Raw genomic sequence first — 24888 nt, 5'->3', positions numbered from 1 at the left:
GCGTTAAGAAGGGGCCCCTCCTTACACCCTCAGCAGCCGGGGAGGCGCTCGATGAGGTAGCGCTCGACCTGGTCCAGCGAGATGCGCTCCTGGCCCATGGTGTCCCGGTTCCGGACCGTGACGGCGTTGTCGTCCAGCGTGTCGAAGTCGACCGTGACGCAGAACGGCGTGCCGATCTCGTCCTGCCGGCGGTAGCGACGGCCGATCGCCTGCGAGTCGTCGAACTCCACGATCCAGCGCTTGCGCAGGTCGGCGGCGAGCTGCTTGGCCTTCGGCGAGAGCGCCTCGTTGCGGGACAGCGGCAGCACCGCCACCTTCACCGGCGCGAGGCGCGGGTCGAAGCGCATCACCGTGCGCTTGTCCACGCCGCCCTTGGTGTTCGGCGCCTCGTCCTCGTCGTACGCCTCGAGCATGAACGCCAGCACCGCGCGGGTCAGGCCGGCGGCCGGCTCGATCACGTACGGCATCCAGCGCTCGCCCTTGGTCTGGTCAAAGTACGACAGGTCGACGCCGGAGTGCTTGCTGTGCGTGCTCAGGTCGAAGTCGGTGCGGTTGGCGATGCCCTCCAGCTCGGCGAACTCGGTGCCACCGAACTGGAACTTGTACTCGATGTCGACGGTGCGCTTCGAGTAGTGGGAGAGCTTCTCCTTGGGGTGCTCGTAGAAGCGCAGGTTGGCCTCGGAGAGGCCGAGGTCGAGATACCAGTTCCAGCGCTCGGAGAGCCAGTATTCGTGCCACTGCTCGTCGGTGCCCGGCTCGACGAAGAACTCCATCTCCATCTGCTCGAACTCGCGGGTCCGGAAGATGAAGTTGCCCGGGGTGATCTCGTTGCGGAACGACTTGCCGGTCTGCGCGATGCCGAACGGCGGCTTCTTGCGGGCGACCGTCTCGACGTTCTTATAGTTGACGAAGATGCCCTGGGCGGTCTCCGGGCGCAGGTAGTGCAGGCCCTCCTCGCTCTCCACCGGGCCGAGGTAGGTCTTCATCAGGCCGTTGAACATCTTCGGCTCGGTGAAGGTGCCCTTGTTGCCGCAGTTCGGGCAGTTGATCTCCGCCAGGGAGGTCGGCGGCCGGCCGTGCTTGGCCTCGAACGCCTCTTCCAGGTGGTCGGCGCGGAACCGCTTGTGGCAGGCCTGGCACTCGGTGAGCGGGTCGACGAACTCGGCGATGTGGCCGCTGGCCTCCCAGACCTGGCGGGCCAGGATGACTGCCGAGTCCAGGCCGACGACGTCGTCGCGCTGCTGGACCATGGTGCGCCACCACTGCCGGCGGACGTTCTCCTTCAGCTCGACGCCGAGCGGGCCGTAGTCCCAGGCCGACCGGGTACCCCCGTAGATCTCGCTGGAGGGGAAGACGAAGCCCCGGCGCTTGGCGAGGCTGACGACGGCGTCGATACGGTCGGCTGGCATGTTTCCTCCTACGCCGGCTGGCGGTCGGCGGGGGCGAGATGTGGATGGAACAGGTCGGTTCGGGACAACGGTACGGCGACCGGGGGCCCGAGCCCAGCAGAATACCGGGGTGACCCGGCCCGGCCCCGAGGCGGTCTCGCGGTCAGTTGATCCCGCAGACCTCGATGTCGCCGGTGTTGTTGTCCGGGGCCAGGGTCACCTGCTGGGTGCGCTGCTGCCCGCCCTCGAAGGTCACGTCGACCGGCACGGTGAGCCTGGTCGCGTCCACCTCGCCGACCCGGTAGGCGGTCACCTGCGGCTGCTGGGAGACCCGCCGCTCGAACTCGGCGCGCGACTCGCGCCGCCGGGCCGGGTCGCAGAGCGCGTCGTAGGACTCGTCGTAGTTCCGCTCGCGCAGCCCCTGGTAGTAGTGCTCGGTCACGGTCCGGCCCTGCTCGCGGATGGCCTGCATGTTGCTGATCCCGAGGCCGACCACGGCCGCGCCGCCCCCGCCGCAGCAGAGCAGCACGGCCAGCGCCCCGACGCCCAGCCCGAGCCAGAGCCGGGACTGCCGGCCCTCGGTGGGCGGCGCGGCGAACGGCGGGGCCACCCCGGGGCCGGCCGGCGGCGCCGGCGCGCCCGCCCCGGCCGGGACACCGGGCGCGGAACCGGGCGGACCAGCGACCGCGGAACCTGCCGGGACCCCGGGCGCGGAACCGGGCACGGGACCGGCCGGGGAACCCGGCACGGAACCGGCGGGGGACGTGGGGTGACCGCCGGGCGGCGGAGCCGGCGGGCCGCCGCCCTGGCCGGGCGACACGGGGTACGGCGGTCCGGGAGCGGTCATACCGTGCAGGGTAGTGCCCGCCGGCTCAGCGGTACGGCCGTGCGGCCCGATCGCTGGCCAGCTCGACGATCTCCCCGTCCGGGGCGGCGCTGGCCAGCGTCTCGTACGCGGACGGCTCGTCCAGCGACTCGGCGAGCAGCGGGGTGGCGTGCACCTTGACGTCGAACCCGCCCAACGCCCGCCGGTACGCCCCGACCGACTCCCACTCGGTGAGCAGGCACCAGTGCCGGGGGTCGTCGTACGCCCGGAGCAGTTCCCCGCGCAGGTAGCCGGGGCGGGCGGCGAGCGCGGTCAGCGCGGCGTGCGCCCGCTCGGTGAAACTGGGCGACTGGCCCTCGTCGACCACGAACCGGTTGGTCACCAGCACCGGCGTCCTCCTCGTAGAGTCTGTGGGATGCAGCGTACGCAGCGCCCCCTGCTGGCCCGGCTGGCCCGGGTCAACCCGACGACGGTGTTCCTGGCCACGCTGGCCCTGGTCCTGGTGGCGTTCTTCGCCCCGGGCCCGGTGGGTGGGGTGCTGCTGCTGGCGCTGGCCGCGGCCCTGCTCTGGCTGCTGGCCACGACCTGGGCGGTGCAGGCCCCGCAGACCCGGATGCTCCGGTTGGTGATGCTCACGCTGCTCAGCACGGTCGCGCTGATCAAGCTGCTGTGACATGCACCCATGCGTTTTTGACAATCAATTTCGTTATCGCGGAGAGTTGCTGACATGACGCTCCGCACCGCCCCGCGCGCCCTGGCCGCCGCGACCGCCGCCCTGCTGACCCTCGGCGGCACCGCCGCCTGCTCGGACGAGGGCGCGGGCGCCGACCCGCGCGGGGTGGACGTGGTGGCCGCCTTCTACCCGCTCCAGTTCCTCGCCGAGCGGGTCGGCGGCGACGCGGTACGGGTCACCAACCTGGCCAAGCCGGGCGCCGAGCCGCACGACCTGGAGCTCAACCCGCGCCAGGTGGGCCAGCTCAGCGAGGCGGAGGTGGTCGTCTACCTCAAGGGCTTCCAGCCCGCCGTCGACGAGGCGATCGACCAGAACGCCGCCGACCGGGCCTTCGACGTGACCACCGTGCAGCCGCTGCGCGACGCGGCGGCCGGCGGCCACGACCACGACCACGAGGACGGCGCGGACCACGGCCACGAGGAGAGCGGCGGCAAGGACCCGCACGTCTGGCTCGACCCGACCCGGCTGGCCACCCTCGGCGACCGGCTCGCCGCCCGGCTGGCCGAGGCCGACCCGGCGCACGCCGCCGACTACACCGCCCGCGCGGCGGCGCTGCGCGGTGAGCTGACGAAGCTGGACGCCGACCTGCGCGCCGGGCTGGCGACCTGCCAGCGCCGGGAGATCGTGGTCAGCCACACCGCCTTCGGCTACCTGGCCGAGCGCTACCAGCTGGAGCAGATCGGCCTGACCGGGCTGACCCCGGAGTCCGAGCCGTCGCCGCAGCGCCTCGCCGAGGTGGCGACGGAGGCCCGCGAGCACCAGGCCACCACGATCTTCTTCGAGACTTTGGTCAGCCCGAAGGTCGCCGAGACCCTCGCCCGCGAGGTCGGCGCGCGGACCGCCGTGCTCGACCCGATCGAGGGCCCGCCCGCCGAGGGCGACTACCTGTCCGCGATGCGGACCAACCTCCAAACCCTGCGCACCGCGTTGGACTGCTCATGAGCGAGCGGCAGCGAGCGAATCACCGGCCCGGCCCCGGCAGGTCTCCTGCCGGCGCCGAGTGAAGCGAGGCGGCGACATGAACGCACCCGTGATCGAGATCGCCCACGCGGCGGTCGGCTACGACGGCCGCCCGGTGCTGCGGGACGTCTCGCTGACCGTCACCGCCGGCGAGGTGGTCGCCGTGCTCGGCGCCAACGGCTCCGGCAAGTCCACCCTGATCCGCGCGGTGCTCGGCCTGGTGCCGCTGACCGCCGGGTCGGTCACCCTCTTCGGCAGCCCGCAGCGCCGCTTCCGGCAGTGGCGGCGGATCGGGTACGTCCCGCAGCGGCTGGGCGCCGGCAGCGGCGTACCGGCCACGGTGGGCGAGGTGGTGGCCTCCGGCCGGCTGGCCCGCCGGGGCGTACTGCGGCCGCCGGGGCGGGCCGACCGGGAGGCGGTCGCCGCCGCGCTGCGCGCCGTCGGGCTGGCCGACCGGGCCGGCGACCCGGTGGCCACCCTCTCCGGCGGCCAGCAGCAGCGCACCCTGATCGCCCGGGCGCTGGCCGGCGAGCCGGAGCTGCTGGTCCTCGACGAGCCCACCGCCGGGGTGGACGCCGCCAGCCAGGAGGCGTTCGCCGGGGCGCTGCGCGGCTTCGTCGCCGGCAGCGGCACCGTGCTGCTGGTCGCGCACGAGTTGGGGCCGCTGCGCCCGCTGATCAGCCGGGCGGTCGTCGTACACCAGGGCGGCATCGCCCACGACGGCCCGGTGCCGGAACCCGCCGGCCACCACGCGGAGCCGGACCACGACCACGTGCACCCGCACTGCGACGAGGAGCCCGCCGGGCTGTGGAGCATGTGATGGACCTCTTCCAGTACGACTTCATGCTGCGCGCCCTGGTCGGCGCCCTGGTCATCGGGCTGGCCGCCCCGGCGCTCGGGATCTATCTGGTGCAGCGCCGGCTGGCGCTGATCGGCGACGGGATCGGGCACGTGGCGCTGACCGGGGTCGGCGCCGGGCTGCTGCTCAACCGGTCCCCGGTGCTGGTGGCGGTGATCGCCGCGACGCTCGGCGCGATCGTGATCGAGCTGGTCCGCTCCCGGGGCCGCACCTCCGGCGACCTGGCGTTGGCGCTGCTCTTCTACGGCGGTATCGCCGGCGGGGTGATGCTGGTCGGGCTCTCCGACGCCAGCAACGCCTCGCTGAACGCGTACCTCTTCGGGTCGCTGACCACCACGTCGCCGGCCGACCTGACCACCATCGCGGTGCTCGGCGTGGCAATCCTGGTGACCATGCTGGTGCTGCGCCCGGCGCTCTTCGCGGTCTGCCACGACGAGGAGTACGCCCGGGTCTCCGGGCTGCCGGTCCGGGCGCTGAACATGCTGATCGCGGTGACCACCGCGGTGACCGTCACGATCGCCATGCGCGCGGTCGGCGTACTGCTGATCAGCGCCCTGATGGTGGTGCCGGTGGCGACCGCGCAGCAGGTGACCCGGGGGTTCCGGACCACCATGGCCGCGGCGATGGCGCTCGGGCTGCTGGCCGCCGGCGGCGGGGTGCTGGTGGCCGCCACCGCGGACACCGCGCCCGGCGCCTCGGTGGTGCTGCTCGCCATCGCCAGTTTCCTGGTCGTCGCGCTGGCCGCGGCCGGGTGGCGGGCGCTGCGCCGGCACCGCACCCCGCACCCCGCGCCGGCCACCGAGCCGCCCGAGGTAGTCCTCCGGTGAGCCGGCCACCCGTGCAATTGGTTACCGTTGTCGGGTGACCGGCACGAACGGATACGAGGCCTTCGAGGGCGCGGGTGACCTGCTGCGCGCCCTCGCCGCGCCCATCCGGCTGGCGATCGTGAGCGAGCTGGCGCAGGGTGAACGGTGCGTGCACGAGATCGTCGACAAGCTCGGCGCACCCCAGCCGCTGGTCTCCCAGCACCTGCGGGTGCTGCGCGGCGCCGGAGTGGTGCGCGGCTCACGGCGCGGGCGCGAGATCGCCTACACGCTTGTCGACGAGCACGTGGCGCACATCGTGGCGGACGCGGTCAGCCACGCCGGGGAGGCGAAGTGACCGACCGACGCGGGGAGGTGGCATGACCGAGTCCGGCACCGTGGTCCGGAACACCCGGCAACGCTCGGCGGTGAGCGCGCTGCTCGCCGAGGTCGAGGGCTTCCACAGCGCCCAGGATCTGTACGCGATGCTGCGCCAGCGCGGCGAGCGGGTCGGGCTGACCACCGTCTACCGCACCCTGCAGGGGCTGGCCGACGCCGGCGAGATCGACGTGATGCGACCGCCCGGCGGCGAGCACCTCTACCGCCGGTGCAGCGACGGCCACCATCACCACCTGGTCTGCCGGTCCTGCGGCCGGACCGTCGAGGTGGCCGGCCCGGCCGTGGAGACCTGGGCCGAACGGGTCGCCGCCCAGCACGGCTTCTCCGACGTCAGCCACACCCTGGAGATCTTCGGCACCTGCGCCGGCTGCACGTAAGGAAGGGCCCCCTATTAACGCCTGCGGTATAGCAGGGGCCCCTTCTTAACACTTCGCAGGCTGCGCGCCGGGCTGTCGAGGGGCCGGCACGGAGTGCCAGCCGGGCCGGAGCGTGGCACGCTGTCCGGCGTGAAGATCTACGCCGATCGTTTCCCGACCGCCGCCCGTCAGCTCCTCACCGATCTGCTCGTGGTCGCCTGGGTGTACGCCTCGATCCGCTTCGCGCTGTGGCTGCACGATCTGGTGCAGAAGCTGGCCGTACCCGGGCAGAAGCTGGAGGGCGCGGGCGGTGGCCTCGCCGACAACCTGGCCGACGCCGGTGGGAAGGTCGGCCGGGTGCCGCTGGTGGGCGACGAGCTGACCGCCCCGTTCACCAAGGCGGCCGAGGCCGCCCGCGCGATGGCCGAGGCCGGCCGCGACCAGCAGCAGCTGGTCGAGCAGCTGGCCCTGGCGCTGGCCGTGGCGGTGCTGATCTTCCCGCTCGGCCTGGTGCTCTTCGGCTGGCTGCCGCTGCGGGTGCGCTGGATGCGCCGGGCCGGCGCGGCGAAGCGGCTCGCCGCCGCGCCCGCCGGGCGGGACCTGCTCGCGCTGCGGGCGCTCACCGGTCAGCCGCTGGGCCGGCTGGCCCGGGTGGCGCCCGACGTGGCCGAGGCGTGGCGGCGCGGCGACGACGAGACGCTCGACGCGCTCGCCGCACTGGAGCTGCGTCGACTCGGCCTGCGGGGCAGCCGTTAGGGTGTCCCGGTGCTGTACTTCCTGATCGCCGTCGCCGTGGCCCTGCTGGTGTACGCGGGCGTGCTGGTGAGCTACGTCCGCAAGGGCCGCCGGATCCCGCCGTCGGCCTACCTGGTGCTCGCGGGTCTCAACGGGCTGCTGCTCGCCGCCATCCTGGCCTGGGCCATCGCCCGCTGACCGGGCGACCCACACCGCCGAGCGCTGACCGGGCGACCCGCACCGCCCCAGCGCTGCCCCCACGCCAGCGCCGCCCTCGCACCGCCCCGCGCCCGCGTCCGCGCTCGGTGCGAGGCGTTAACAGGGGCCCCCTCCTATACAAAATGCGTTAACAGGGGGCCCCTCCTTTCACTCGGGGCGGGGGATGCGGCGGCGGACGTCCTGGGCGGTGGAGGGGCCGGGCTCCCAGCGGGCCACCCACGGCAGGTCGGCGGGCGGGGTGACCACGCCCTCCTCCAGGGCGGCGTACCGGCCGGCGAGGATGCGCTTGGCCGCCGCCACGTCCACCGAGTCGGTGTTCTCCCAGAGGCCGGCGAGGAGCTGGTCGATCCGGATCCGGGCCTGCCGGCAGAACAGGTCGGCCAGCTCGACGTTCTCCGGGTGGGTGCCGCGCTCGGCGGTGGCCCGTACGCACACCGCCGACATGGCGAACAGCTCCGCGCCGATGTCCACCACCCGGCCGAGGAACGCCTGTTTGCGTTCCATCTTGCCCTGCCAGCGGGACATCGCGTAGAAGGTGGACCGGGCCAGCTTGCGGGAGGTCCGCTCGACGTGCCGCAGGTGCCCGGCGAGCGGGCCGAACTCGGCGAACGCCCCCGGCGTCTGGCCCTTGCCGACGGCGAGGGTGGGCAGCCACTTCGCATAGAAGGCGCCGGCCCGGGCACCGGCCTTCGCCTTGCGGCCCAGCCCCGCGTCCGGGTCGATGATGTCGCCGGCGACGGAGAGGTGCGCGTCGACCGCCTCCCGGGCGATCAGCAGGTGCATGATCTCCGTCGAGCCCTCGAAGATCCGGTTGATCCGCAGGTCGCGCAGGATCTGCTCGACCTCGACCGGCCGTTCCCCCCGGGCGGCCAGCGACTCGGCGGTCTCGTAGCCGCGCCCGCCCCGGATCTGGATCAGCTCGTCGGCGATCTGCCAGGCCATCTCGCTGGCGTAGAGCTTGACCAGCGCGGCCTCGATCCGGATGTCGTTGCGGTCGTCGTCGGCGAGCAGGCAGCAGAGGTCGAGCATGCTCTCCATGCCGTACGTGGTGGCGGCGATGAAGGCCAGCTTCTTGGCGACGGCCTCGTGCTCGCCGACGGGCCGTCCCCACTGGACCCGGTCGGCGGCCCACTCCCGGGCCACGTTCAGCGACCACTTGCCCGCGCCCACGCACATCGCGGGCAGCGAGAGCCGCCCGGTGTTCAACGTGGTCAGTGCGATCTTCAGGCCCTTGCCCTCGCCGCCGATGACGTTCTCCTTCGGCACGAAGACGTCGTGGAAGCGGGTGAGGCTGTTCTCCAGGCCGCGCAGGCCGACGAAGGCGTTGCGCCGCTCGACGGTGATGCCCTCGGCGTCGCCGTCGACCACGAAGGCGGTGATCCCGCCGCGGCGCCCGTCGGCGGCCGGCACCCGGGCCATCACCACCAGCAAAGTGGCGAGGGTGCCGTTGGTGGCCCACAGCTTCACCCCGTTGAGCCGGTAGCCGGTGCCGTCGGAGGTCGGGGTGGCGACGGTGGCGAGCCGGGCCGGGTCGGAGCCCACGTCGGGCTCGGTGAGCAGGAACGCCGACACCTCGCCGCCGGCGAGCCGGGGCAGGAACTGTTCCTTCTGCTCGGCGGTGCCGAACATCTTCAGTGGCTGCGGGACGCCGATCGACTGGTGGGCGGAGAGCAGCGCGCTGATCGCCGGGCTGACCGAGCCGACCAGCATCAGCGCCCGGCAGTAGTGCAGGTTGCTCAGCCCGAGCCCGCCGTACTTCCGGTCGATCTTCATGCCGAAGGCGCCGAGCCGGGCCAGGCCCAGCAGCACCTCGTCCGGGATCCGGGCGTCGCGCTCGATGGCCGGGCCGTCCACCTCGGTGGTGAGGAAGGCGCGCAGCGCGGTGAGGAACTCCTCGGCGCGCGCGTCGTCGGCCGCGTCCGAGTGCGGCCAGGGGTTGATCAGGCCGAGCCGGAACCGGCCGAGGAACAGCTCCTTGCCGAAGCTGGGCCGGTCCCAGGCGGCCTCCCGGGCCGCCTCGGCGACCTGGCGGGCCTCCTTCTCGCTGACCTGGCCGGCCTCCTTCGGCAGTGGCCCGGCGCCGTCGGAGACGGGTGTGCTGTCCTGGGTCGTGGTCATCGGCTGCCCCCTCGCACCTCGGTCCGGCTACATCGCCGTGCTCGACGCCGACGCGCGTGACATCGACGTGCTCGACAACACAAAGCTACCCCTGGGTGTTACCCAGGGGTAGCGCTGCGGGCACCGCCGATTCGGGCCGGCGGCAGGGTCAGTCCCCGGCGGGCAGGTCCTCGTCGTCGGTGATGTCCTCGTCGCCCCAGTTGCGGCGGGCGAACGGCAGGATCACCCAGAAGGCCAGGAACCAGATCGCGGTGACCGCGGTGAGCAGGAACGCGATCGGCCGGCTGAGCACGAAGTCGGTGATCAGCAGCACCGCGCTGACCATCGCGATCAGCATGAAGGCGAGCCCGCCGGTGGCCATGGTGTGCGCGAAGCGCACCAGCTCCGGCTTGCGGCCCTGGCGGAACAGCGCCCGGTGGAAGGCGACCGGCGAGATGATCATCGCGGTGGCCGCCGCCGCGGCCAGCAACGCGACGATGTAGACGTCCTTCTGGAACTCGCTGGTCCGGGTGAAGCCGTTGCTGAACGGCAGGGTGAGCAGGAACGCGAAGAGGATCTGGACGCCGGTCTGCGCGACCCGCAACTCCTGGAGCAGATCGGCGAAGTTGCGCTGCCAGCGCTGCTTCTCGGTTTCCTTCGACACTCGGCGTCACCTCTCACTCAACCGACGACGCCGACGAGATCGCGTCCCGCCGGCAGCGCCGGAAGTGCCCCGCCGCGACGATGGCGAAACCGGCTCATGACCCGCGGCGGATCCGGCCGGCGTAGCGGGCCTCCAGCGCGTCGTTGTGCTCGTCGCCGCCGGCGATGTTCGCCGACAGATAGACCGGGGGCCGCTCCCCCGCCGCCAGCAGCCGCGCCACCACCTCCGCCACGACCTGCTGCGCCAGCAGCGCCGCGGTGATCGAGGAGACCGCGCCGACCGCGCCGCCGCCGGGCAACGGGAGCGTCGCGTCGCCGTACGGGGAGCCGTTGTCCAGCACCACGTCGGCCAAGTCGGCGAGCTTGCGCCCGGACGGGTGGCGCGACGTCATCCGGGCCGAGTGCTCCGCCGAGGTGATCGCGACGAGGCGGTGCCCCCGCTCGGCGACCAGGGCGGCGAACTCCACCATCGCCCCGTTCACCCCGGAGTTGGAGGCCAGCACGAAGATGTCCGCCGGGCGCACCGGGGCCAGCGCGTAGAGGCGGTGCGCCACGGCCGGGTCGCGTTCCAGCTTCGGGCCCAGGATGTCGGCCGGCTCGCCGCCGCGCAGCACCAGGTCGCGCAGCGCGATCCGGTTGGTGGGCACCAGCCCGCCGGCCCGGCCGGCGATCTCCATGGCGAGGGCCTCGGAGTGGCCGGTGCCGAACGCGTGCACGATGCCGTCGGCCCGCAGCGCCTCGGCGATCAGGTCGGCGGCCCGCCCGACGGCGGCGCGCTGGGTCCGCGCCACCCGGTCGATCGTCTCGGTGACCACCGCCAGGTACGCCTCCGCGCTCACCGTCATGTTTCCTCCGTCCGTCGGTGGCGGGCCAGCCAGCCCACCGCGAAGTCGACCGCCGCCCGCTGCCGCACCAGCCGGCCGGTCCCGTCACCGACCGGGCCGAGCCGGACCGCGCCGGTGGCCTCCAGGTCGGCGCCGATCCGGTCGAAGTCGCTCTCGTCCAGGTCGACGTCGTCCCACCACACCCAGTCCCGACCGCCGTCGCCGGCGCGCACCGCCGCGCCGCAGCGCTGCCGGGGCGCCGCCGGCTGCCGGTACTCGGCCAGGTGCAGCGAGGTGCTGTGGCCGTGGTCGACGCCGAGCAGCAGCACGTCGGCGTCGAGGTCGTAGAGGCGGGCCAGCGGGGAGCCCTCGCCGAGCATGTCGGCCAGCGCGTGGCCGGCGACGATCCGCTCGGCGGCCGGGCCGAGCGCGGCGAACGACACGTGCGGGTGGTCGCTGCGCCGAGCCCCGGGCGAGGTCCGGACCAGCTCGGCCAGGGCGCCCATGAACCGGCTGGGGGTGACCGCCGGGTCGAAGGCCGGCAGCTCCGCCCGGATGACCGGCCACCAGTCCGCCGGCACCGGCGGGTTGCTCCACCCCGCCGGGTCGCTGTTGTCCGGGGTGTGGGTGGGCACCACCACCGTGCCGTCCGGGCCGAGCACGTCGCGCAGGGCGAGCAGCACCGCCTCGGGCCCGCCGCAGAGGAAACCCAGCCGGCGCAGGGCCGCGTGCACCAGCACGGTCCCGCCGGGGCGTACGCCGAGGGCGCGTAGCTGGGCGGCGAGCGAGGCGCGGGTGTGCGGCCGGGCCGGCGCGGCGGACGCGCTCACCGGCCGGCCCGGGCGATGATCGCCTCGGCGAGCCGGTCGGGCGCCTCGTCGGGGATCCAGTGGGTGACCCCGGTCAGCTCGACGAAGCGGTAGTCCCCGGTCACGTGCCCGGCGCAGCCCTGCGCGGCGGTCCGCCCGATGGCCACGTCCCGGTCGCTCCAGACGTAGCTGGTGGGCACCGTCACCGGGCCGACCGCCCGCAGGTCCGACCCGGTCATCGCCCGGTACCAGTTCAGCGCGGCGGTCAGCGCGCCCGGCTCGCGCATCGGGTCGGCGTAGCGGGCCACCCGGGCGGCGTCGCCGACCCCGCCGAGCATCCGGCGCAGCGCGGCGGCGCGCAGCCCGAGCAGCACCTTCTCCGCCTTGCCGGGCATCCGGAACAGCGCCATGTACGACGAGCGGGCCTTCTGCCGTGGGTCGTCGGCCAGCGCCCGCGCCATCGCCGCCGGGTGCGGCACGGAGACCGCGGTCAGCGTCCGCACCCGGTCGGGGTGGGCCGCTGCCAGCCCCCACGCCACGACCGCGCCCCAGTCGTGCCCGACCAGGTGCGCGGCGGGCACGCCGAGCGCGTCCAGCACGCCGGCCGCGTCGGCCACCAGCTCCGGGATCCGGTACGCCTCGACCGCCGCCGGCCGCGCCCCCGGCGAGTAGCCGCGCTGGTCCAGCGCGTACGTGCGCAGCCCGGCGGCGTGCAGCGCGGGCGTCACGTCGTCCCACTCGCCGCTGTGCTGAGGGAAGCCGTGCAGCAGCAGCACCGGCTCGCCGTCCGCCGGCCCACCGACGCGTACCTCGAACGTGAGACCCCGTGCGTCGACCCGCATGATCGGCAGCCTAACCGGTTTCGCCCCGCCCCAGCCGCCCACCTGGGCCGGCGCCCCGGGTCGGTGCTAGCGTCTGGCAGGAGAGACAACTTCACCTCCGACAGGGGAGCGCACAGCGCTGAGAGTGCGGGCCGAGGCCCGCAGACCCTCGAACCTGATCTGGGTAATGCCAGCGCAGGGAGTTCGGTCGACCTCCAGCCGCGCCGTCGTCCGGTTCGTCCGGTCACGGCGTGCGTCTTCTCCTGGTTCGTTCACTGGACTGGGAGCACCGCATGGACAACACCACCAACAGCAGGCAGTGGCGCACGATCGACATCGTGGTCGCCGCGGTGATCGCCGTGGCCTTCGGCGTCATCTTCTGGGCCTGGGGCCTGGTCTGGAAGGCCAGCGACCCGGCCTTCGCCGCCGCGCCGGCCACCCAGGCGATCCTCTACGGCGTCTGGCTGGTCCCGGCGGTGCTGGGCGGCCTGATCATCCGCAAGCCGGGCGCGGCACTGTTCTGCGAGGCGGTCGCCGCGACCGTGTCCGCGCTGCTCGGCGCGGAGTGGGGCGGCATCACCATCGTGCAGGGCCTGATCCAGGGGCTCGGCGCGGAGCTGGCCTTCGCCGCCTTCGCCTACCGCTCGTTCCGGCTGCCGACCGCGCTGCTGGCCGGGGCGTTGACCGGCCTGAGCGCCGCCCTGTTCGACTTCTTCGTCTGGAACAGCGAGTACGGGATGGGCTACCGGCTGACGTACGGGGCGCTGACCGTGGTCAGTGCCGCGATCGTCGCGGGTCTGGGTGGCTGGCTGCTCACCCGTGCCCTGGCCAACACCGGCGTGCTGGACCGTTTCCCGGCCGGCCGCGAACGCGCCGCGGTCTGACCGCCGGCGCAGTGGAAGGGGGCGCGGCCGGGTGAGCGAGGTGGTGCTGCGCGGGTTCGGCTGGCGGCACGCCGGGCGGAAACGCTGGGCGGTACGCGGGCTGGACCTGCGCATCGAGCGCGGCGAGCGGGTGCTGCTGCTCGGCCCCTCCGGGGCGGGCAAGAGCACCCTGCTCGCCGCGCTCGCCGGCCTGCTCGCCGAGGACTCCGGCGAGCAGGAGGGCACCGCCGAGGTCGACGGGCTCGACCCGCGCAAGGCCCGGGAACGGGTCGGCATCGTCTTCCAGGACCCGGAGAGCCAGTTGGTGATGGCCCGCAGCGGCGACGACGTCGCGTTCGGGCTGGAGAACCGGGGCGTACCGGCCGAGGAGATCTGGCCCCGGGTGGACGAGGCGCTGCACCGGGTCGGCTTCCCGTACCGCCGGGACCGGCCCACCGCCGCGCTCTCCGGCGGCGAGCAGCAGCGGCTGGCCCTGGCCGGTGCGCTCGCCCTCCGGCCGGACCTGCTGCTGCTCGACGAGCCCACCGCCAACCTCGACCCGGCCGGCGCGGCACTGGTCCGCACCGCCGTCGCCCGCGCCACGGACGACGACACCACGCTGATCCTGGTCGAGCACCGGGTGGCCGAGGCCCTGCCGCTTGTCGACCGGGTGGTCGTGCTGGCGGCCGGCGGCGGGGTCCGGGCCGACGGACCGTCCGCCGAGGTCTTCGCCCGGCACGGCGACGCGCTCGCCGCCGAGGGCGTCTGGGTGCCGGGCCGGACCGTGCCGCAGCGGCAGGCCGGCGGCCCGGCCGGGTACCTGCTGCTCACCGCCGACCGGCTCGGCCTGCCACCCCGGCTCGGCCCCACCGACCTCCGGGTACGCGCCGGCGAGGCGCTCGCCGTGCTCGGCCCGAACGGCGCCGGCAAGTCCACCCTGGCCCTGCTGCTGGGCGGGCTGCTCCGCCCCGGCACCGGTACGGCCACCGCCTCCGCCGCACTCGCCGGCCGGGACGCCCGTACTCCCCCGCACCGCTGGCGAGCCCCCGCCCTGACCCGGCGGATCGGCTCGGTGTTCCAGGACCCGGAGCACCAGTTCGTCACCGGCACCGTGCACGACGAGTTGGCGCTCGGGCCGCGCCGCACCGGCCAGCCCGAGCCGGCGGTACGCGCCACCGTGGACGCGCTGCTGGAGCGGCTGGGCCTGAGCCGACTGGCGGGCGCCAACCCGTACACCCTCTCCGGTGGGGAGGCGCGGCGGCTGAGCGTGGCGACCGCCCTGGCCACCGCGCCCCGCCTGCTGATCTGCGACGAGCCGACGTTCGGCCAGGACCGGCGGACGTGGCTGGCGCTTGTCGACCTCTTCGCCGAGCTGCGCGACGCCGGCCACGGCATCGTCACGGTCACCCACGACGCGGACTTCGTCGCCGCGCTGGCCGACCGGACCGTCACCCTGGAGCGCCGATGAGCGGCACGGCCGCACCGCATCCGCCCGGCCACGTCGCTACGCCGACCGCCGTCGCAGCCGGCAACGGCCCCGACCGGACGGCCACCCGGGAGCGTCGGCGGTGATCAGCATCGAGCCGGTCGCCGCGCCCGGTGCGCCGCTGGCCCGGCGCAACCCGGTGGCGAAGCTGGCCGCCGCGCTGGTCTTCTCGTTCATCCTGCTGGCCACGCTGGACCCGGTAGCCCCCGCCCTCGCACTCGCGGTCGAGCTGGCCGTGCTGCCGCTGTTCGGCGTCCGCTACCGGGTGCTGGCCCGGCGGGCCTGGCCGCTGCTGGCCGGCGCCGCCGGCATCCTGGTCACGCTGGTGCTCTTCGCCGCCGACCGGTCCGGCCCGGTGCTGCTCGACGCCGGCCCCGTCCTGGTCACCTCCGGGGTGTTGGTCACCGCGCTCGGCCTGGTGCTGCGGCTGCTGGCGGTGGCGCTGCCCGGGGTGATCGTCTTCGCCACCACCGACGCCACCGACCTGGCCGACGCGCTGGTCCAGAACGCGAAGGCGCCGGCCCGGTTCGCCATCGGCGCGCTGGCGGCGTTCCGGCTGGTGCCGCTCCTGGAGCAGGAGTGGCAGATGATCAGCATGGCCCGCCGGGCGCGCGGCGTGGACGCCGGCCGCAACCCGCTGGCGAAACTGCGGCTGTTCGGGTCCACCGCGTTCGCGCTGCTGGTCGGCGCGATCCGGCGCGGCACCCGGCTGGCCGTGGCGATGGATGCCCGCGGCTTCGACGCCGGGGTGCCCCGCACTGTCGCCCGGCCGCAGCGCTTCGGGCTCGCGGACGGCCTGCTGGTGGCCGGGGCGGGGCTGGTGGCCGGCGCGGCGCTGACGGTCAGCGTCCTGCTCGGCACCTTCCGCCCGCTGCTCGGCTGAGCCTGCGGCGCACGGGCAGACCGGCGAAAGCGCAGACCGGCGGACGTGCGGGCCGGCGGACGTGCGGGCCGGCGGACGCGCAGGCCGGCGGACGCGCAGGCCGGCGGACGCGCAGGCCGGCGGACGCGCAGGCCGGCGGACGTCGTTGGCGCGCGGGCGCGAGGCCATGAGGAGGCGGCTCGGCCAGCGGGCGGGCGGCTCGGTCGACGGGCGGATCGGCCGAGGGCGCCGAGGCCGGCGACCCCGGCTGGTGCCATTGAGCGTGATGACTCTGAGGTATATTTATACCTCAGAGTCATCACGCTCGAATACCTCACCGCCCGACCTGGCTGGGACGGGCCGGCTGCCGACGGGCCAGGCCGCCGACCGCTCAAAGGCCGCGACAGCCAGGGCCGCAACCACCACAAGGCCGCGACAGCGGCGGGCCGCCCGACCACCACAAGGCCGCGACACCCAGGGCCGCACCCACCACAAGGCGGCTACGGCAGCGGGCCGTCCGACCACCACAAGGCCGCGACGGCCGGAGGCCGCCCGGCGGAGCCGGTCAGCTGCGCCGGAAGGCGTAGAACCGGTTCTGGCCGACCCGCTGGCCGCGGCCGGTCAGGCGCGCGCCGCCGGTGGTACGCGGGCCGGCCGTCGGCGGCGTCGCCCCGGTCGGCGTCGCCACCACCGGCGGCACGGCGACCGGCGCCACGGTGCGGGCGTCGAGATCCGTCGGGGTCATGTCCACCAGGGACGGCGACGGCTTGCGGGATTTCTTCGGACTGCGCTTGGCGGGCATCCGGGGCCTCCTGTCGGTCGGGGGCGCGCCGATCGCGACGCGCGGATGCGCTCCGGCGAGCCCGATCACGACGGTCTCCGCCCGACGGCGGGGAGGGGATGCGGACGCCCGGAGCAGGACGGGTCCACGGGCCGGGAACGGCGGCGGACCGGGGCTCGGAAGGGGCGTCAGTTACGCATGCCGGAGACGCTAGCCGACGGTCGGACGCAGCCGCACCCGAATTACTGGCACCATCGGCGGCATGCTGATCGCGTTCTCGATCACCCCGCTCGGCGTGGGTGAGTCCGTGGGCGAGCTGGTCGCCGACGCCGTCCGGGTCGTCCGCGAGTCCGGCCTGCCGAACCGCACCGACGCCATGTTCACCACCGTCGAGGGTGAGTGGGACGAGGTGATGGCCGTGGTGAAGCGCGCCGTCGACGTCGTCTCGGCGCGGGCACCTCGGGTCAGCGTGGTGCTCAAGGCCGACATCCGGCCCGGGGTCACCGACGCCATGCACGCCAAGGTCGCCCATGTCGAGGCCCGCCTGGCCGAGAGCTGACGACCCAACGGAACGAGCCGCTCACCGCCCGTCGACCCACTGGCCCGGTTCTCCGCCGGCCGCGATACGGTCACAGGACGGGTACCGGAGACGAAGGGTGGCGGTGCGCATGGCACAGCAGGCGACGGCGCAGATCGGGGTCACCGGGCTGGCGGTGATGGGGCGAAACCTGGCCCGCAACCTGGCCCGCAACGGCTTCCGGGTCGCGCTGCACAACCGGTCGCCGGAGCGCACCCGCAGCCTGGTGGCCGAGCACGGCGACGAGGGCACCTTCGTCGCCTCGGAGTCCCTGGCCGACTTCGTCGCCTCGCTGGAGCGCCCCCGGGCGGTGATCGTCATGGTGAAGGCGGGCGCCCCCACCGACGCGGTGATCGACGAGCTGATCCCGCTGCTGGAGGAGGGGGACATCGTCGTCGACTGCGGCAACGCGCACTTCGCCGACACCCGCCGCCGGGAGGAAACGCTGCGCGGGCACGGCCTGCACTTCGTCGGCACCGGCGTCTCCGGCGGCGAGGAGGGCGCGCTGCGCGGCCCGAGCATCATGCCCGGCGGCTCGGCCGAGTCCTATCGCAAGCTCGGCCCGATCTTCGAGAAGATCTCCGCGCACGTCGACGGCACGCCGTGCTGCCGGCACATCGGCCCGGACGGCGCCGGTCACTTCGTGAAGATGGTGCACAACGGCATCGAGTACGCCGACATGCAGCTCATCGCCGAGGCGTACGACCTGCTGCGGGCCGGCCTGTCGGCGAGCCCGGCGGAGATCGCGGAGATCTTCCGGGAGTGGAACGGCGGCGAGCTGGAGTCGTTCCTGATCGAGATCACCGCCGACGTGCTCGGGCACACCGACGCGGCCACCGGCCGGCCGTTCGTCGACGTCGTGCTCGACCAGGCCGAGCAGAAGGGCACCGGCCGCTGGACCGTGCAGAGCGCGCTGGACCTGGGCATCCCCATCACCGGCATCGCCGAGGCCACCTTCGCCCGGTCACTGTCCGGGCACGCCGACCAGCGGGCGGCAGCCCGCCGGGCCTTCGGTGACGCGGGCGCCAAGTGGCAGGTGGACGACCGGGAGACGTTCGTCGAGGACGTCCGGCGCGCGCTGCTGGCCAGCAAGATCGTCGCGTACGCGCAGGGCTTCGACCAGATCCGCGCCGGCAGCCGGGAGTACGACTGGGACATCGACCTGGGTGGTACCGCCACCATCTGGCGGGGCGGCTGCATCATCCGGGCCCGCTTCCTGGACCGGATCAAGGAGGCGTACGACGCCGAGCCGGAGCTGGCCACGCTGCTGGTCGCCCCGTGGTTCGCCGAGCGGGTCACCGACGGGGTGCCCGGCTGGCGGCGGGTGGTGGCCGACGCGGCCCGCGCCGGCGTGCCCACCCCGGCCTTCTCGTCGTCGCTCGCCTACTTCGACGCGCTGCGGGCGGAGCGCCTGCCGGCCGCGCTGATCCAGGGGCTGCGGGACGACTTCGGCGCACACACCTACCGCCGGGTGGACCGGGACGGCGCGTTCCACACGCTCTGGGCGGGCGACCGCTCCGAGGTGGAGGCCTGAGCCCCGGTCAGGTGCCCTGAGCCCTGGACAGGTGCCGGAACCCGAGGGGCGGGCCGAAGCCTCACCAACCCCGCGGGGTCTCCTCGGCGGGCGCCCAGCCGGCCACCGGCTCCCCGGTGGCCAGCTCGGCGATCTCGCCGGAGCGCACCGCCGGGGTGTGCCCGAGGTCGGCGCAGTACCGCTCGGCCACCCCGGCGCACAGGTCGGCGATCCGTTCCCGCTGCCCCGGGTCGGCCAGGTCCGCCCCGGCCAGGGCGGCCGTCATCTCGTACCGGAGATCGCGCATCCCCCACCCCCGTAGGTGACGCGTCCCGGCGGCGCGCCCTGCGCCGATGGTAAGCGGAACGCCCCGCACTCCGGCCGGAAAGCCGGATGCGGGGCGTCCGCGGGACGGCCGGCGGGACCGGCCGTCGAGGTCAGAAGAACCGACGACGCTTGGCCTTCTGCGGCCGGAGCAGGTCGGCGCCCTTGGTGAGCAGGCGGCTGACCCCGGTCGGGCCGCGACGGGCCTCCAGGGTGCTGCTGAGTCGGCGCGCGCCGGCCGCTGCCAGCGGCACGGCGACCGCCATGACCGCCCACTGCCCGATCCGCTTCTGAATCATGTGGTTCACCTCCGCGTTGGCTGCTGTCCAGGTGATACCCCAGCGGTCACCCCGGTAAGCCTCACCGGACCGGGTCGGGCGCTATGATCCTGCGCTCACCGCGCCGGAGAGCTGGTCGTCGGCCGCCGCGGCCCGGGTGTTCCGCTGCTCACCCACGCTCGCCGGCACCGGCTCGCCACCGGTCGGGTCGGCCGCCGACGGAGGTACCGCGGCCGACGGAGCTACCGCGGCACGTCGGCGGCACAGGTGGACGCAGGCCGCCGCCACGAGGACCGTCGACGTGCCGACCAGCGCGCCGGCGAGCGCGGGCAGGCTGGGTTGGACGCCGCCGGGCAGGACCAGCAACACGAGGGCCACCGAACCGGCCGCGACCACCCGGCGGGTCGCTCGGTCCCGGGCGCCCGCGGCGAGCGGCACCAGCGCCCACAGCAGATACCACGGATGCACCACCGGGCCGGCGAGGACCACCACCCCGAGGCACAACCCGAGCGTGCCGACCGGCCGGTGCCGCCCGCCGCGCCGCCACAGCACCAGGCAGGCGCCGGCGGCGACGACGAGACCGACCAGCCACACCGCGTGCCGGACCTCCTCGACGTCCAGGCCCCTCAGCCGGTGCAGCACGGTGCCGACCGCCCAGCCCAGGTCGGTGCTCAGCGACATCCAGGTGCGGGCGTGGGTGGGCGTGCCCAGCGCCCGTACCCAGCCGAAGCCGGTCCCGGCCACCGCGGTGACCAGCAGGGCGGTCCCGCCGGAGACGGCCGCCGTGCACAGCGCCGCCCGCAACGCCGGTCGACGACCGCCGAGCTGACCCGCCCAGACGGGTACGACGAAGGCCAGCGCCAGCGCCGCCGGGGCCTTGACGAGCATGGCGAGCGTGATCAACACGACGCCGAGCGCCGGTCGACGCCGCAGCGCCAGGACCAGGCCCACGCACATCAGACCCAGCATCACCGCCTCGTTGTGGGCGTCACCGACCAGGTGCAGCAGCACGAGCGGGTTGAGCACCCCCAGCCACAGCGCCGCGGCGGGCCGCACCCCGCAGGCCCGCGCCAGCCGGGGCACGGACCAGACCAGCAGCCCCACCCCCAGCAGCGCCAGCACCCGCATCCCGACGATGCCCACCCAGACACGACCGCCGGTCACGTCGGTCACCCCGGCGGCGAGGTGCAGGAAGACCGGGCCGTACGGCGCCGGCGTGCGCTGCCAGATGTCGGGCACGTTCACGGTGAGCGGACCACCCAACGCGGCCGGTCCCACCCGGTAGGCGTCCAGGCCCGCGCTCGTCATCGCCCCCTGGGCCAGGTAGCTGTGCACGTCGCCGCTGAAGACCGGCAGGGCGACGGCGAACGGCAGCGCCCACCACACCAGCGTCGTCGCCAGGCCGCGCGGCGACACCCCGTCGGCGGTACGCACCGACGCGCCCACCCGCCACCAGGCGAGCAGCAGCATGGTGAGCCCGACGTAGACCACGGACACCGACAGCCCGGTCGAGGCCCGGAGCGCGAGCACGGGCGGCAGGTCGATCGCCACCTCGCCGGCCGGCCGCACACCCGCCACCAGCCCGCCCAGCACGATCGTCGACGAGCCGGCCGCCCCGAGCAGGCGGCAGAGGACCGGGCCGTCCGCCCGGAGCCGCCCCGGACGCCGGTCACCGGATTCGGTCGGGGCAGCACCGCGTACCGTCATCAGCAGTCAGCACCCATTCGTCCGGGCAGTGACCACCCTCAATGGGCGGGTCGCGACTGCCGTCCCCAGGCGGGGCAGCCCTCGCTGGTCACCACACTCCCGCCAGCTGCGGAAATGGCTGCGCCCTCAGCGCGAATCTAACCGCTGTGGGCGCCCCGCACGGGTACCGCGAAGGGTGTGTTGCGTGACGTCCGGGAGAACACTGCGGTGCCGGGAACTCAGACCTGCGGCGCGACCGGGTTGGGCAGCGCACCACCGAAGCGCCGGTCCCGCTGGGCGTAGAGCTCGCAGGCATACCAGAGGTGACGGCGGTCGAAGTCGGGCCAGAGCGTGTCCAGGAAGACCAGCTCGGCGTACGCGCTCTGCCACAGCATGAAGTTGGAGGTGCGCTGCTCGCCGGAGGGCCGCAGGAAGAGGTCCACCTCGGGGACCTCGGGGTGGTAGAGGTATTTCTGGACCGTCTTCTCGGTGACCTTGTCGGGGTGCAGCCGCCCGGCGGCCACCTCGCGGGCGATCGCCGCGGCGGCGTCGGCGATCTCCGCCTGGCCGCCGTAGTTCACGCAGAACTGCAGGGTCAGCGTCGAGTTGCCCCGCGACATCTCCTCCGCGGTCTGCAACTCCGAGATGACGCTCTTCCACAGCCGACCGGCCCGCCCCGACCACACCACCCGCACGCCCAGGTCGACCAGCTGGTCCCGGCGGCGGCGGATGACGTCCCGGTTGAAGCCCATCAGGAAGCGGACCTCCTCCGGCGAGCGCCGCCAGTTCTCGGTGGAGAACGCGTACGCCGACAGGTAGGGGATGCCCAGCTCGATGGCGCCCTCGATGGTGTCGAAGAGGGAGAACTCGCCCTGCTCGTGCCCCTTGGTGCGGGGCAACCCGCGATCCTTGGCCCACCGGCCGTTGCCGTCCATCACCACCGCGACGTGCTTCGGCAGCGCCTCGGCGGGCAGCGCCGGCGGCCGGGCACCCGACGGGTGCGGTGTCGGCGGCACCGACGCGCGCCGGCCGGCCCTCATCGAACGGATCACTCGGTCGTCTCCCTGCTCACGTCCACTGTCCCGGCGTCGGCCGCCGGGGCCGGCACCGCGCCGGGCCCGGCCGCCCGGACCGGTCCGGCCGCCGGGGTCGCCCCCCGGTCGACCAGCGGCAGCGAGCGTAGCGCGCGTTCCAGGTGCCACTGCAGGTGCGCCGCGACCAGGCCGCTGCACTCCCGGCGTACGCCGGTGTCGGTGGCGTCGGCGAGCACCCAGTCCCCGGTGGTCAGCGCGGACATCAGGTCGATGGTGGCCGGGGCCGGATGGGCGGCCCCCGGCGGCCGGCAGTCCGGGCAGACCGCGCCCCCGGCCGGCACGGAGAACGCCCGGTGCCGGCCCGGCTCGCCGCAGACCGCGCACGCGGTCAGCGCCGGCGCCCAGCCGGCCAGGGACATCCCGCGCAGCAGGTACGCGTCGAGCACCAGCGTGGTGGCGTGCTCCCCCTTGGCCAGCGACTTCAGCGCGCCCAGGGTGAGCTGGAACAGCCGCAGCGACGGCTCCCGCTCGACCGGGGTGAGCCGCTCGGCCGTCTCGGCGATCGCGCTTGCCGCCGTGTAGCGGGGGTAGTCGCCGAGGAACCGCTTGCCGTACAGGTCGATCCCCTCGGCCTGGCTGATGCTGTGCAGCGAGCTGCCGAGGTTGCCCGACGGGTCGCCGGCGAGCTGCACGTCCACGTGGCCGAACGGCTCCAACCGGGCGCCGAACTTGCTGGTGGTGCGGCGTACCCCCCGGGCCACCGCGCGCAGCCGGCCGTGCCGGCGGGTGAGCAGGGTGATGATCCGGTCGGACTCGCCGAGCTTCTGCACACGCAGCACCACCGCGTCGTCGCGGTAGAGCTGACGGCGGTATCCGGCCATCCGGTCATTCTCTCTCGGGGTGGGAAATCAGGGTCCGTTCGGGGTGCGGTGGCGGCGGAACCCGGATGTGGTGCCGGGGTGGGCGACCGTAGCGTGCAGCCATGCCCGCTTCCCGCGCCCTGCCCGCCGCCGGCGTCGCCGCCCTGCTGATCGTCCTCGCCGGGTGTGACACCCTGCCCTCCCGGCGACTGGACTTCGACACCACCGAGTCGGCCCGGGTCGACCGGGTCGCCGTACGCCCCGGCTCGGGTGACGTGGTGCTGCGCGGCACCGGCCGGGCCGGTGAGGTGCGGGTCAAGCGGACGGTGCGCTACCAGGGTGACCAGCCGGCGGAGACCTGGCGGATCGACGGCACCGAACTGGTGCTGGACGCCGACTGCGGGCGGCGCTGCTCGGTCTCCTACGAGGTGACCGTGCCCAAGGGCGTCGAGGTGCGGGGCGAGACCGGCTCCGGTGACGTCGAGTTCAGCGACACCGGGCCGGTGGAGTTCCGGCTCGGCTCGGGCGACGTCCAGGTACGCGGGGCGGGCGGCGCGGTGCGGGTGGAGACCGGCTCCGGCAACATCGAGGTGACCGACGTGGCCGGCCCGGTCCGGCTGCGCGCCAGCTCCGGCAACATCACCGGCAGCCGGCTGGCCGGGGCGGTGGACGCCGAGGCGTCCTCCGGCAACGTCACCCTGGACGTCACCGCTTCGGTGCCCACCCGCGCCCACGCGGCCAGCGGCGACGTGCAGGTGGTGGTGCCGGCCGGCCGCTACCGGGTGCGGTCCAGCACCGGCTCGGGCGACGCCGACCTGGGCATCGCCGACGATCCGGGGGCGTCGGTGCTGCTCGACGTGAGCGCCGGCAGCGGCAACGTGACCCTCACCGCCCGCTGAGGTAGCCGGTCATCTCCGCGTGGTCGCGGGGGCCGGGCACCCGGGGCGACGCGCCGGCCACCGCCCGGTCGGCGCCCACCGGCAGCCCGGCCGCGCCGGCCGGGGGCGGGCTGGTCGGCACCGTACGCGCCGCGCCGCCGCCGGGCCGGCCACCCGGGACCAGCTCCGGAGGGCGCCGGGCCGCCACGTCCTCGACCCAGCCCACCAGCAGGGTGACCAGGCCGACCAGGGCGAACACCAGCACCACCCGGATCGCCAGGCCGACCGGGTCGGTCCGGGACATCCCCACCAGGTCGACCAGCGGGGTGAGGGCGACCACGAACGACATGTGCCAGAGATAGATGGTCAGGGCCCGCCGGTTCACCACGGTGACCGCCCGGCTGAACCGGGGGCTGCGCTCCACCCAGTCCGCCGTGGCGGGCGCCCGGCCGAGCATGACCAGGATGAAGGCGGTCGACCAGAGCGCGTTGCCGAGGTGGATGTCGTTGAGGTCGTAGCCCCGGGGACCCGGGTGGGTGGCGATCCAGGCCGCGCCCGCGCCGCCGACGAGCGCCACCACCGGCAGCAGCACCCGGTTGGCGAGCCGGCGGAGCATGCCGTCGTGGTGGGCGAAGCCGAGCAGCCAGGCGCCGAAGTACAGGCCGAACTCGCGCAGCACCGCCGGCGCCGCCGGCAGCAGGCCGAACTCGATCGCCGCGAGCAGGACGTACGGGGCGAGCAGGGTGGCCAGCGGCCAGCGGCGGAACAGCCAGAGCGCGACCGGCGAGGCGAGCACGAACCACAGGTAGTCCCGCAGGTACCAGATGATGCTCAGCGCGAGCGCGCCCCACCCGTTGGCCGGCGGGTCGGCGATCGGAAAGAACCAGAGCAGCACCTTGCTGGTCAGCGGCAGGCCGGTCAGCAGCATCGCCGGCACGAAGACCGCCGCGACCACCCACAGCGAGGGCAGCAGGCGGCGCAGCCGGCGCCCCACCGCCCGCGGACCGGACCGGTCCAGCGAGGCCGCCATCAGCGACCCGGCCAGCGCGAACATGACCGACATGGCCGGGAAGACCAGGGTCAGCACCGCGTAACCGGTGACGTGGTAGACGACAACGCGAACGATGGCCAGGAAGCGGAGGAGATCGAGGTATCGGTTGCGCATCAGCCTGCATCTATTGTCCGGGGGCAGGGGAGCAGTCCTTCCCTACCCTGCTGGCCGTACCCGGAAAACGGCCAGCCGCCCCGAACGAA

At 74.3% G+C, this 24888-nt stretch carries 29 protein-coding genes and 1 riboswitch; of the genes, 14 read left to right on the top strand and 15 right to left on the bottom strand.

Annotated elements, in window-relative coordinates:
- Window positions 1-29: 29 nt before the first annotated feature.
- The 3 genes from K7640_RS25565 to K7640_RS25555 all read right to left on the bottom strand — a co-directional run bounded on the left by K7640_RS25565 (window position 30) and on the right by K7640_RS25555 (window position 2602).
- Window positions 30-1409, bottom strand: coding sequence for a glycine--tRNA ligase (locus tag K7640_RS25565; RefSeq protein WP_222957460.1), 1380 nt, complete (start codon window positions 1407-1409; stop codon window positions 30-32).
- A gap of 142 nt (window positions 1410-1551) precedes the next feature.
- Window positions 1552-1998 (bottom strand): hypothetical protein, encoded by a 447-nt coding sequence (locus tag K7640_RS25560; RefSeq protein WP_222957459.1) that lies wholly within the window; start codon window positions 1996-1998, stop codon window positions 1552-1554.
- Window positions 1999-2260: 262 nt separating this feature from the next.
- The gene (locus K7640_RS25555) at window positions 2261-2602 is read right to left on the bottom strand and encodes an antibiotic biosynthesis monooxygenase (RefSeq protein WP_222957458.1); all 342 of its coding nucleotides are present in this window, start codon (window positions 2600-2602) and stop codon (window positions 2261-2263) included.
- Window positions 2603-2629: 27 nt separating this feature from the next.
- On the opposite strand from K7640_RS25555, the gene K7640_RS25550 reads away from it, so the two are divergent.
- The 8 genes from K7640_RS25550 (at window position 2630) to K7640_RS25515 (ending at window position 7257) form a co-directional block, all read left to right on the top strand.
- Window positions 2630-2887, top strand: a complete 258-nt coding sequence (locus K7640_RS25550; protein WP_222957457.1) for a DUF6703 family protein — start codon at window positions 2630-2632, stop codon at window positions 2885-2887.
- Window positions 2888-2941: 54 nt separating this feature from the next.
- The gene (locus tag K7640_RS25545) at window positions 2942-3889 is read left to right on the top strand and encodes a metal ABC transporter substrate-binding protein (RefSeq protein ID WP_222957456.1); all 948 of its coding nucleotides are present in this window, start codon (window positions 2942-2944) and stop codon (window positions 3887-3889) included.
- A 76-nt stretch (window positions 3890-3965) separates the two neighbouring features.
- Window positions 3966-4727 carry a metal ABC transporter ATP-binding protein gene (locus K7640_RS25540; RefSeq protein WP_222957455.1) on the top strand — a complete coding sequence of 254 codons (762 nt, stop codon included), beginning with the start codon at window positions 3966-3968 and terminating at the stop codon, window positions 4725-4727.
- Window positions 4727-5593 carry a metal ABC transporter permease gene (locus K7640_RS25535; RefSeq protein WP_222957483.1) on the top strand — a complete coding sequence of 289 codons (867 nt, stop codon included), beginning with the start codon at window positions 4727-4729 and terminating at the stop codon, window positions 5591-5593. The genes K7640_RS25540 and K7640_RS25535 overlap by 1 nt, the downstream gene beginning before the upstream one ends.
- Before the next feature lie 34 nt (window positions 5594-5627).
- Complete coding sequence (locus K7640_RS25530; protein WP_222957454.1) at window positions 5628-5927, top strand: metalloregulator ArsR/SmtB family transcription factor; 300 nt, start codon at window positions 5628-5630, stop codon at window positions 5925-5927.
- Window positions 5928-5949: 22 nt separating this feature from the next.
- Window positions 5950-6345 (top strand): Fur family transcriptional regulator, encoded by a 396-nt coding sequence (locus tag K7640_RS25525; RefSeq protein WP_222957453.1) that lies wholly within the window; start codon window positions 5950-5952, stop codon window positions 6343-6345.
- A gap of 129 nt (window positions 6346-6474) precedes the next feature.
- On the top strand, window positions 6475-7080 hold the full coding sequence (locus tag K7640_RS25520) for a hypothetical protein (RefSeq protein ID WP_222957452.1): 606 nt from the start codon (window positions 6475-6477) through the stop codon (window positions 7078-7080).
- Between the two features lie 9 nt (window positions 7081-7089).
- A complete protein-coding gene (locus tag K7640_RS25515) occupies window positions 7090-7257 on the top strand; it encodes a hypothetical protein (protein WP_222957451.1) in 168 nt (55 codons plus the stop codon).
- A 168-nt stretch (window positions 7258-7425) separates the two neighbouring features.
- Here the strand turns inward: K7640_RS25515 and K7640_RS25510 are convergent, their stop codons facing one another.
- The 5 genes from K7640_RS25510 to K7640_RS25490 form a co-directional block, all read right to left on the bottom strand.
- Window positions 7426-9396: an acyl-CoA dehydrogenase family protein gene (locus K7640_RS25510; protein ID WP_222957450.1), complete on the bottom strand. Its 1971-nt coding sequence runs from the start codon at window positions 9394-9396 to the stop codon at window positions 7426-7428.
- Window positions 9397-9544: 148 nt separating this feature from the next.
- On the bottom strand, window positions 9545-10039 hold the full coding sequence (locus tag K7640_RS25505; protein ID WP_222957449.1) for a DUF6328 family protein: 495 nt from the start codon (window positions 10037-10039) through the stop codon (window positions 9545-9547).
- A gap of 94 nt (window positions 10040-10133) precedes the next feature.
- Window positions 10134-10883 carry a sugar isomerase domain-containing protein gene (locus tag K7640_RS25500; protein WP_222957448.1) on the bottom strand — a complete coding sequence of 250 codons (750 nt, stop codon included), beginning with the start codon at window positions 10881-10883 and terminating at the stop codon, window positions 10134-10136.
- Complete coding sequence (locus K7640_RS25495; RefSeq protein ID WP_222957447.1) at window positions 10880-11692, bottom strand: aminoglycoside N(3)-acetyltransferase; 813 nt, start codon at window positions 11690-11692, stop codon at window positions 10880-10882. Before K7640_RS25495 ends, K7640_RS25500 begins: the two co-directional genes overlap by 4 nt.
- Window positions 11689-12513, bottom strand: coding sequence for an alpha/beta fold hydrolase (locus K7640_RS25490; protein ID WP_222957446.1), 825 nt, complete (start codon window positions 12511-12513; stop codon window positions 11689-11691). Before K7640_RS25490 ends, K7640_RS25495 begins: the two co-directional genes overlap by 4 nt.
- A 92-nt stretch (window positions 12514-12605) precedes the next feature.
- Window positions 12606-12712, top strand: a riboswitch (TPP riboswitch).
- Between the two features lie 73 nt (window positions 12713-12785).
- Between K7640_RS25490 and K7640_RS25485 the strand changes: the two genes are divergently transcribed.
- The 3 genes from K7640_RS25485 to K7640_RS25475 all read left to right on the top strand — a co-directional run bounded on the left by K7640_RS25485 (window position 12786) and on the right by K7640_RS25475 (window position 15724).
- Window positions 12786-13376 (top strand): ECF transporter S component, encoded by a 591-nt coding sequence (locus K7640_RS25485; RefSeq protein WP_222957482.1) that lies wholly within the window; start codon window positions 12786-12788, stop codon window positions 13374-13376.
- 31 nt (window positions 13377-13407) lie between these two features.
- Window positions 13408-14823, top strand: a complete 1416-nt coding sequence (locus K7640_RS25480) for an ABC transporter ATP-binding protein (protein WP_222957445.1) — start codon at window positions 13408-13410, stop codon at window positions 14821-14823.
- A 100-nt stretch (window positions 14824-14923) separates the two neighbouring features.
- On the top strand, window positions 14924-15724 hold the full coding sequence (locus tag K7640_RS25475; protein ID WP_222957444.1) for an energy-coupling factor transporter transmembrane protein EcfT: 801 nt from the start codon (window positions 14924-14926) through the stop codon (window positions 15722-15724).
- A 544-nt stretch (window positions 15725-16268) separates the two neighbouring features.
- Here the strand turns inward: K7640_RS25475 and K7640_RS25470 are convergent.
- Window positions 16269-16574, bottom strand: coding sequence for a hypothetical protein (locus K7640_RS25470; RefSeq protein ID WP_255609926.1), 306 nt, complete (start codon window positions 16572-16574; stop codon window positions 16269-16271).
- A 172-nt stretch (window positions 16575-16746) separates the two neighbouring features.
- Between K7640_RS25470 and K7640_RS25465 the strand changes: the two genes are divergently transcribed.
- Entirely contained in the window at window positions 16747-17043 is a 297-nt protein-coding gene (locus tag K7640_RS25465) for an MTH1187 family thiamine-binding protein (protein ID WP_222957443.1), read from the top strand.
- A gap of 109 nt (window positions 17044-17152) precedes the next feature.
- Window positions 17153-18595 (top strand): NADP-dependent phosphogluconate dehydrogenase, encoded by a 1443-nt coding sequence (gndA, locus tag K7640_RS25460; RefSeq protein ID WP_222957442.1) that lies wholly within the window; start codon window positions 17153-17155, stop codon window positions 18593-18595.
- A 61-nt stretch (window positions 18596-18656) separates the two neighbouring features.
- Here gndA and K7640_RS25455 read toward each other — a convergent pair whose 3' ends face one another.
- From K7640_RS25455 to recO, 5 genes are all read right to left on the bottom strand, one after another.
- Window positions 18657-18881 carry a thioredoxin reductase gene (locus K7640_RS25455; RefSeq protein ID WP_222957441.1) on the bottom strand — a complete coding sequence of 75 codons (225 nt, stop codon included), beginning with the start codon at window positions 18879-18881 and terminating at the stop codon, window positions 18657-18659.
- A gap of 130 nt (window positions 18882-19011) precedes the next feature.
- Window positions 19012-19197: a hypothetical protein gene (locus tag K7640_RS25450; RefSeq protein WP_222957440.1), complete on the bottom strand. Its 186-nt coding sequence runs from the start codon at window positions 19195-19197 to the stop codon at window positions 19012-19014.
- Window positions 19198-19278: 81 nt separating this feature from the next.
- Window positions 19279-20883: a polyprenol phosphomannose-dependent alpha 1,6 mannosyltransferase MptB gene (gene mptB, locus K7640_RS25445; RefSeq protein WP_222957439.1), complete on the bottom strand. Its 1605-nt coding sequence runs from the start codon at window positions 20881-20883 to the stop codon at window positions 19279-19281.
- 218 nt (window positions 20884-21101) lie between these two features.
- On the bottom strand, window positions 21102-21902 hold the full coding sequence (locus K7640_RS25440) for an isoprenyl transferase (RefSeq protein WP_222957480.1): 801 nt from the start codon (window positions 21900-21902) through the stop codon (window positions 21102-21104).
- Between the two features lie 8 nt (window positions 21903-21910).
- Window positions 21911-22777: a DNA repair protein RecO gene (gene recO, locus K7640_RS25435; RefSeq protein WP_222957438.1), complete on the bottom strand. Its 867-nt coding sequence runs from the start codon at window positions 22775-22777 to the stop codon at window positions 21911-21913.
- Window positions 22778-22878: 101 nt separating this feature from the next.
- On the opposite strand from recO, the gene K7640_RS25430 reads away from it, so the two are divergent.
- Window positions 22879-23655 carry a DUF4097 family beta strand repeat-containing protein gene (locus K7640_RS25430; protein WP_255609925.1) on the top strand — a complete coding sequence of 259 codons (777 nt, stop codon included), beginning with the start codon at window positions 22879-22881 and terminating at the stop codon, window positions 23653-23655.
- On the opposite strand, the gene K7640_RS25425 is transcribed toward K7640_RS25430, so the two are convergent.
- Window positions 23642-24799 carry an acyltransferase gene (locus tag K7640_RS25425; RefSeq protein WP_222957437.1) on the bottom strand — a complete coding sequence of 386 codons (1158 nt, stop codon included), beginning with the start codon at window positions 24797-24799 and terminating at the stop codon, window positions 23642-23644. The two genes, K7640_RS25430 and K7640_RS25425, sit on opposite strands and share 14 nt — an antisense overlap.
- Between the last annotated feature and the right edge of the window lie 89 nt (window positions 24800-24888).

The organism is Micromonospora sp. PLK6-60, assembly GCF_019890675.1.
Lineage (GTDB): Bacteria > Actinomycetota > Actinomycetes > Mycobacteriales > Micromonosporaceae > Micromonospora.
The sequence above is the reverse complement of the archived record's forward strand: the minus strand, read 5'-3'. Positions and strand labels throughout refer to the sequence as shown.

Bases quoted from the DNA above. Each gene is read 5' to 3' on its own strand.
- K7640_RS25565 (WP_222957460.1), bottom strand. From the start codon at position 1,409: ATGCCAGCCGACCGTATCGACGCCGTCGTCAGCCTCGCCAAGCGCCGG.
- K7640_RS25550 (WP_222957457.1), top strand. From the start codon at position 2,630: ATGCAGCGTACGCAGCGCCCCCTGCTGGCCCGGCTGGCCCGGGTCAAC.
- K7640_RS25545 (WP_222957456.1), top strand. From the start codon at position 2,942: ATGACGCTCCGCACCGCCCCGCGCGCCCTGGCCGCCGCGACCGCCGCC.
- K7640_RS25540 (WP_222957455.1), top strand. From the start codon at position 3,966: ATGAACGCACCCGTGATCGAGATCGCCCACGCGGCGGTCGGCTACGAC.
- K7640_RS25535 (WP_222957483.1), top strand. From the start codon at position 4,727: ATGGACCTCTTCCAGTACGACTTCATGCTGCGCGCCCTGGTCGGCGCC.
- K7640_RS25525 (WP_222957453.1), top strand. From the start codon at position 5,950: ATGACCGAGTCCGGCACCGTGGTCCGGAACACCCGGCAACGCTCGGCG.
- K7640_RS25510 (WP_222957450.1), bottom strand. From the start codon at position 9,396: ATGACCACGACCCAGGACAGCACACCCGTCTCCGACGGCGCCGGGCCA.
- K7640_RS25500 (WP_222957448.1), bottom strand. From the start codon at position 10,883: ATGACGGTGAGCGCGGAGGCGTACCTGGCGGTGGTCACCGAGACGATC.
- K7640_RS25490 (WP_222957446.1), bottom strand. From the start codon at position 12,513: ATGCGGGTCGACGCACGGGGTCTCACGTTCGAGGTACGCGTCGGTGGG.
- K7640_RS25485 (WP_222957482.1), top strand. From the start codon at position 12,786: ATGGACAACACCACCAACAGCAGGCAGTGGCGCACGATCGACATCGTG.
- K7640_RS25465 (WP_222957443.1), top strand. From the start codon at position 16,747: ATGCTGATCGCGTTCTCGATCACCCCGCTCGGCGTGGGTGAGTCCGTG.
- gndA (WP_222957442.1), top strand. From the start codon at position 17,153: ATGGCACAGCAGGCGACGGCGCAGATCGGGGTCACCGGGCTGGCGGTG.
- K7640_RS25455 (WP_222957441.1), bottom strand. From the start codon at position 18,881: ATGCGCGATCTCCGGTACGAGATGACGGCCGCCCTGGCCGGGGCGGAC.
- K7640_RS25450 (WP_222957440.1), bottom strand. From the start codon at position 19,197: ATGATTCAGAAGCGGATCGGGCAGTGGGCGGTCATGGCGGTCGCCGTG.
- mptB (WP_222957439.1), bottom strand. From the start codon at position 20,883: ATGACGGTACGCGGTGCTGCCCCGACCGAATCCGGTGACCGGCGTCCG.
- K7640_RS25440 (WP_222957480.1), bottom strand. From the start codon at position 21,902: ATGAGGGCCGGCCGGCGCGCGTCGGTGCCGCCGACACCGCACCCGTCG.
- recO (WP_222957438.1), bottom strand. From the start codon at position 22,777: ATGGCCGGATACCGCCGTCAGCTCTACCGCGACGACGCGGTGGTGCTG.
- K7640_RS25430 (WP_255609925.1), top strand. From the start codon at position 22,879: ATGCCCGCTTCCCGCGCCCTGCCCGCCGCCGGCGTCGCCGCCCTGCTG.
- K7640_RS25425 (WP_222957437.1), bottom strand. From the start codon at position 24,799: ATGCGCAACCGATACCTCGATCTCCTCCGCTTCCTGGCCATCGTTCGC.